Consider the following 6,151-nt stretch of genomic DNA (forward strand, 5'->3'; position numbering starts at 1 on the left):
ATCTCTGTCGCGGCGTTGTGACCCCGGCCGAGTGACCGCGGCCGGACGGCGGCACCACCTGCTGCGGCCCGGCAGTCGGCATTGGTGACGGTCCGGCCGTGACTGCTCCGCCGCCGCGCCTTGGTGGCATGAGTGGCGCCGCTGCCTCCGCCGGACCCTCACCCCCGACCCCTCTCCCGACGGGAGAGGGGAGTCGCTCGGTGTAGAGGACGTCGGTTCCGACACAATCCGCCAAGCCTCGACCCTGTTGTGGGAGGGACTTCAGTCCCGACGCCTCGGTCCTTCAGGTCGCGGTTGAGACCGCTCCTGCGACAAGCAGCCTGGCTGCGCCGGTGGTGCAGGAAGGGGGCTTGGGCTTCGAGTCGCAATCAGCCAGCCCGGACGCTTCTGTGGGAGGGACTTCAGTCCCGACGCCATGGCCCCACCGGTCGCGGTGCAAGCGCTCCCGCGACGGCCAGCCGAGCCAACACGGTGTCGCAGGCACGCCGCCCGTTCCAATCGGTCACCTTCCACACCCACGGGTGCGCCGATGACCAGGTACGCCGATTACACTGCCGCGTCCGCCAGGAGGCCTGCCGTGCACGCTCCGACTCCCGCTGTCCGCTCACGCCGCGCCGCGGTCGCCTTCATCTTCGTCACCCTGCTGATCGACGTGCTGTCCTTCGGCGTCATCATCCCGGTGCTGCCCACGCTGGTGCGCGGCTTCACCGGCGGCGATTTCGCTGCCGCGGCGCGCTGGGTCGGCTGGTTCGGCTTCCTGTTCGCCGCGCTGCAATTCGTCAGCTCGCCGCTGCAGGGCGCATTGTCCGACCGCTACGGCCGGCGCCCGGTGATCCTGGCCTCCTGCCTCGGGCTGGGCGTGGACTTCATGGTGATGGCGCTGGCGCAGAGCCTGCCGGTGCTGCTGCTGGCGCGCATGGTCTCCGGCGTGTTCTCGGCCAGCTTCACCTCGGCCAACGCCTACATCGCCGACATCACCCCGGCCGACAAGCGCGCCCAGGCCTACGGCATCATCGGCGCCGCGTTCGGCGTCGGTTTCGTGGTCGGTCCGCTGCTGGGCGGCTGGCTCGGCAGCCTGCACCTGCGCGCCCCGTTCTGGTTCGCCGCCGGGCTGGCTCTGCTCAACTTCCTCTACGGCCTGTGGGTGCTGCCCGAATCGCTGGCGCCGGAACGGCGCACCGCGCGCGTGGACTGGGCGCATGCCAATCCGTTCGGCGCGCTGCGCCTGCTGCAGCGCTATCCGCAGGTGTTCGCGCTGGCCGCGGTGATCTTCCTGGCCAACCTGGCGCACTACGTCTACCCGAGCATCTTCGTCCTGTTCGCCGATTACCGCTTCGGTTGGGGACCGAAACAGGTCAGCTGGGTGCTGGCCCTGGTCGGTGTGTGCAGCATCGTGGTCAACGCCGTGCTGGTGGCGCGGGTGGTGCGCCGCTTCGGCGAGCGCGGCGCGCTGCTGTTCGGCCTGGGCTGCGGCGTGATCGGCTTCGCCATCTACAGCGTGGCCGGCAGCGGTGCGCTGTTCCTGCTCGGTGTGCCGATCAGTGCGCTATGGGCAGTGGCCGGGCCGGCGGCGCAGGCGATCGTCACCCGCCACGTCGGCGCCGACGCGCAGGGCCGCATCCAGGGCGCACTGATGAGTCTGGTCAGCCTGGCCGGGGTGATCGGGCCGCTCCTGTACGCGTGGGTGTTCGCCGCCTTCATCGGCCCGCATGCCTTGCTGCACTTCCCTGGCGTGCCGTGGCTGCTGGCGGCGCTGTTGCTGGGCGGCGGCTGGATCGTGGCCTGGCGCCGCGCGCGGGTGCCGGCCGCCGGGGTGGCTGGCGGCTGAGGCGCAGCGCGGGCAGCGTATCCGGCATGAACGGCTCAGCTTGCTGGGATAGGCGTCGTCGTGTCCCACGTGGCCTCGCCTGGCACCGCGCGGTCGCGGTTGTTACGCTGTACCACCTCTTTCGTCGCGGCCGGCCGGCTGCTGTACCAGTCGCCTGCATGATGTCTCCTCCCGACGGAACCGCCCTGCCGCTGACCGCTGCGCGCTTGCTGCGCGAGGCCACTGCGCAGCAGCACCAGGCGGTGGAAGACCTGCCGGCGATGCGCGCGCTGATGGACCCGGCGCTGTCGCTGGCCGACTACGTGCAGGTGCTGCGTCGCCATCACGCGGTGCTGGCCGGCTGGGAACAGCGCGAAGCGGCCTGGCTGCGCGACTGCGGCGACGCGCACTGGCAGTACCAGCCGCGCACCCCGCTGCTGGCGCAGGATCTGCACGCGCTGCGGGCAGCGCCGCCAGCGCCGCAACCGCTGCCGCCGGCCGCCGAGGCCGGGACCCGTTGGGGCATGCTCTACGTGGTCGAGGGCTCGCGCCTGGGCGGGCGGGTGATCGCCCGGCACCTGCGGCAGACCCTGGCCGGTGCCGTGCCGGCGTTGTCCTATTTCGAACTCGGCCATGCCGACCCGGCCGCCTGGCGACACTTCCAGCAGCGCCTGGAGCGGGCCTTGCCGACTGCGCCGCTGCAGCAGGCCGCGGTCGACGGCGCCCGCGCGATGTTCGCGCACTTCCACACCCACTTCGCCCTGGAGATCGCCGCATGAGCGACATCGTCGTGCCCCTGGACATGGACGCATGCGCACGCGAGCCGATCCATATCCCTGGCTCGGTGCAGCCGCACGGCGTGCTGCTGGTGATCGAGCCGCAGGACGGGCGCGTCGTCCAGGCCAGCGCCAGTGCCGCCGACCTGTTCGGCCGGTCCCTGGACGCACTGCTCGGACAGCGCTACGACGCCCTGCTCGTGCTGGAGGATCCGCGCACGCGGCTGCTGCCAGACGCGGCCGAGCGCAGCGACCTGGCCTATGTCGAAGTGGGGTTCAAGGACGCGGCCGCCACGCAGCGCTGGGTCGGCGCCTGGCATCTGTATCCGGAGCAGTGGCTGCTGGAACTGGAGCCACGCGACGCGCCGCTGGCCGACGCCACCCTGCGCGAAGCGCTGCCGGTGCTGCGCCGGCTGGAGGCCGACCACAGCATCGAGGAGGCCTGTCAACGCGCCGCCAAGAGCCTGCGCAGCCTGATCGGCTACGACCGGGTGATGATCTACCGCTTCGACGACGACTGGAACGGCGACGTGGTCGCCGAGGCGCGCGCGGCGGAACTGGAGCCGTATCTCGGCCTGCACTATCCGGCCAGCGACATTCCGGCGCAGGCCCGCGCGCTGTACCTGCGCAACCGCGTGCGCCAGATCGCCAACGTCGGCTACGTGCCGTCGCCGATCCAGCCCACCCTGCATCCGCGCCTGCGCGCGCCGGTGGACCTGAGCGACGTCAGTCTGCGCAGCGTCTCGCCGGTGCACCTGGAATACCTGGCCAACATGGGCGTCACCGCCACCCTGGTGGCCTCGATCGTGGTCAACGATGCGTTGTGGGGGCTGATCGCCTGCCACCACTACCGCCCGTATTTCTGCAACCACGAGATGCGCGATGTCGCCGATGCGCTGAGCCGCGCGTTGGCCGGGCGCATCGGCGCGATCACCGCGGTGGCGCGCGCGCGCACCGAGTCGGTGCTGCTGACCGTGCGCGAGAAGCTGATCACCAACTTCAACGACGCCGAGATGCTCACCGCGTCGATGCTCGACGAGATGGCCTCGGACCTGCTCGACGTGGTCGATGCCGACGGCGTGGCGGTGTTCCATGGCGACCACGTCACCCGCCACGGCATGCTGCCGGCCACCGAGGACCTGGCGCGGATCCGCGAGCAGATCGAGTCCACCCATCACGAGGCGCTGCGCCACGACGCGGTCGGCGCCCTGCACTCGGACCAGATCGGCGAGACCTTCCCGGCGCTGGCCGATCTGGCCCCGCTGGCGGCCGGCTTCATCTTCGTGCCGCTGATGCCGCAGGCGCGCAGCGCGCTGCTGTGGACCCGCCGCGAGCAGGTGCGCACGGTGAACTGGGCGGGCAATCCGCAGTTGGCCAAGCTGCAGGACATCGCCGGCTCGCGGCTGTCGCCGCGCAAGAGCTTCGACCTGTGGCAGGAGACCGTGCGTGGCCGCGCGCGGCCCTGGTCGCCGATCAGCCTGGAATCGGCACGCAGCCTGCGGGTGCTGATCGAGCTGATGGAGCGCAAGCGCTTCCAGCAGGATTTCGCCTTGCTGGAGGCCTCGCTGTCGCGGCTGCGCGAACCGGTGGCGATCGTCGAGCGCGGCGACGGCCCGCGGCCCAGCCGCCTGGCCTTCGTCAACGAGGCCTTCGCCGCCCTGTACGAGCGCGAGGTCGCAGAATTGATCGGCTGCGACCTGGAGCGCCTGTACGCCAGCGAGGCCGTGCTGGCGGAGACCCAGCGCATCGACACGCTGCTGCGGCAGGGCCGAGCCGCCTACGTCACCCTGCCGCTGCGCGTGGACGGCAGCACGGCCGTGCACCGCCAGTTCGACTTCGAACCGCTGCCCGATCACTCCGGCGTGCCCAGCCACTGGCTGCTGCAGTTGCGCGACCCGCGCTGAGTCCGGTGCGGCGGCGCGGCCTCAGCGGCTGCGCCGCCATAGCGCCAGCGTTGCCGCACCGGCCAGCAGGCCCCACAGCGCCGCGCCGATACCGAACAGCGACAGTCCCGACGCGGTGACCAGGAACGCGATCAGCGCCGGCTCGCGCTCGCGTTCCTCGCGCAGCGCCGAGGCCAGGCTGTTGCCGATGGTGCCGAACAGCGCGATGCCGGCGATCGCCATCACCAATTCCCTGGGAAAGGCCGCGAACAGCGCGGCCACCGTGGCGCCGAACACGCCGATCAGCACATAGAAGACCCCGGCGAACACCGCGGCCATGTAGCGCCGCTGCGGATCCTCCTGCGCCTCGCGGCCCATGCAGATCGCCGCGGTGATCGCCGCCAGGTTCAGCCCGTAGGCGCCGAACGGCGCCAGCAGCGTGTTGACCACGCCGATCCAGCCGATGGTCGGCGAGATCGGCACCGCATAGCCGGACGCGCGGATCGCTGCCACCCCGGGCAGGTTCTGCGAGGTCATCGTCACCACGAACAGCGGCAGCGCGATCCCGAACAGCGCCTGCCACGACAGCGTCGGCCACACCAGCACCGGCTGCGCCAGGCGCAACTGCGCCGCCTCCAGGTGCAGCGTGCCGCTGCCCGCGGCCACGGCGATGCCGACCAGCAGGGTGGCAATCACCGCATAGCGCGGGAAGGTGCGGCGCCCGAGCAGATAGGTGGCGAACATCGCCAGCGCCATGGCCAGTTGGTGCTGCATCGCCACGAACACGTCCAGGCCGAAGCGCAGCAACACGCCGGCCAGCATCGCCGAGGCCAGAGACAGCGGAATGCGCCGCAGCAGGTGTTCGAACAGGCCGGAGAAGCCGGCCAGCGTGGACAACACCGCCACCACCACGAAGGCGCCGATGGCATCGGACAGCGGCAGTCCGCCACCGCTGCCGATCAGCAAGGCCGCGCCGGGCGTGGACCAGGCGGTGACCACCGGCATCCGGTAGCGCAGCGACAGCCCGATGCAGGTCAGGCCCATGCCCAGCCCCAGCGCCCACATCCAGGACGCGATCTGTGCCTGCGAGGCGCCGACGCTGCGCGCGGCCTCGAACACGATCGCCGCCGAACTGGTGAAGCCGACCAGCACGGTGACGAAGCCGGCGATCAGCGCGGGCAGCGAAGCGTCGCGCCAGAGCGCGCGGGCAGCAGCGGTCATGCGGAGTTCCATGGTGGAGCGCAGCCTGCATTCTCGGGCAAACGCCGGCGATCGGCTGTGCCGCGCCTTACCAATAGAGAGGAGAGCGTGGCAGCACGCAGCGCTGCAAGGGCGCGCAAAAAACGGTTGACCTTTTTTTCGGTGCCATTAAACTGCGCGGCCCGCTACGCAACTGCCGAGCTTCGGCGCGACAGAGGCAGGCGGGGCCGGAAACACCTAGCGAACATCGGGTGTTGACAGCGTGAAAAAGTCGGCTAATATGGCCGGCTCGCTTCGAGGAAAAGCCTTCGGGTTTGGACGAAGAAGCGGCGTCAACCACCTGATCAAAAAGGTGTTGACGGCAAGAAAAAAGCCGCTATGATGGGCGGCTCGATTCGACGAAAAGCCCTCGGGTTTGAAGACGAACCAGCGTCAACCGCCTCGAAATGAGGTGTTGACGGAAACAAAAAGCCCGCTATAATGGG

General features: G+C 70.3%; 4 protein-coding genes. 3 read left to right on the plus strand and 1 reads right to left on the minus strand.

Annotation, left to right across the window (positions count from 1 at the left end; all coding sequences use genetic code 11):
• Positions 1-577: 577 nt before the first annotated feature.
• The 3 genes from CEK69_RS19600 to bphP all read left to right on the plus strand — a co-directional run bounded on the left by CEK69_RS19600 (position 578) and on the right by bphP (position 4,487).
• Entirely contained in the window at positions 578-1,828 is a 1,251-nt protein-coding gene (locus CEK69_RS19600; protein WP_043094012.1) for a tetracycline resistance MFS efflux pump, read from the plus strand.
• Between the two features lie 158 nt (positions 1,829-1,986).
• Positions 1,987-2,586 (plus strand): biliverdin-producing heme oxygenase, encoded by a 600-nt coding sequence (locus CEK69_RS19605; RefSeq protein WP_152247478.1) that lies wholly within the window; start codon positions 1,987-1,989, stop codon positions 2,584-2,586.
• Entirely contained in the window at positions 2,583-4,487 is a 1,905-nt protein-coding gene (bphP, locus tag CEK69_RS19610; RefSeq protein WP_152247480.1) for a bacteriophytochrome BphP, read from the plus strand. The genes CEK69_RS19605 and bphP overlap by 4 nt, the downstream gene beginning before the upstream one ends.
• 21 nt (positions 4,488-4,508) lie before the next feature.
• Here the strand turns inward: bphP and CEK69_RS19615 are convergent, their stop codons facing one another.
• Positions 4,509-5,687, minus strand: a complete 1,179-nt coding sequence (locus CEK69_RS19615; protein ID WP_152247482.1) for a benzoate/H(+) symporter BenE family transporter — start codon at positions 5,685-5,687, stop codon at positions 4,509-4,511.
• Positions 5,688-6,151 lie beyond the last annotated feature (464 nt).

The organism is Xanthomonas sp. LMG 12462, from assembly GCF_009192885.1.
GTDB lineage: Bacteria > Pseudomonadota > Gammaproteobacteria > Xanthomonadales > Xanthomonadaceae > Xanthomonas_A > Xanthomonas_A sontii.